The sequence below is a fragment of the Streptomyces sp. 8P21H-1 genome (assembly GCF_013302945.1).
In genome coordinates, this window is sequence record NZ_JABTYA010000172.1 from 1 (window position 1) to 410 (window position 410).

The 410-nt window shown below is 67.1% G+C and carries 1 protein-coding gene; it reads left to right on the plus strand.

The genetic code is table 11. The features are described 5' to 3' along the window. Positions 1-410: glycosyltransferase (locus HO151_RS02850; protein ID WP_173894543.1), on the plus strand; the 410-nt coding region annotated here is incomplete at both ends.

Below are 410 nucleotides of genomic sequence, written 5' to 3' on the forward strand. Positions count from 1 at the left end.
CGACGTGGTGCAGGGCGGCGTGCAGCTCATGAACTTCCAGTCCAGCTGGTGGTCGCTGCGCAACGTGCTCGAGTACTACTTCTGGTTCCGCTCCCGCCTGCACTTCCACGCGAAGTCCCGCTTCATCCCGCTCGGCGGCAACACCGTGTTCGTGAAGCGCGAATGGCTCGACTGGTCCGACGGCTGGGACGCGAACTGCCTCGCCGAGGACTGCGAGCTCGGCGTTCGGCTCTCGAGCGCCGGCGCGAAGGTCGTCGTGGCCTACTCCCCCGACGTCGTGACGCGCGAGGAGACGCCCGGAACCTTCACGAGCCTCTACAAGCAGCGCACGCGCTGGAACCAGGGCTTCCTCCAGGTGCTCGGCAAGGGCGAATGGAAGAAGCTCCCCACGCGTCGTCAGCGCGGCTTCG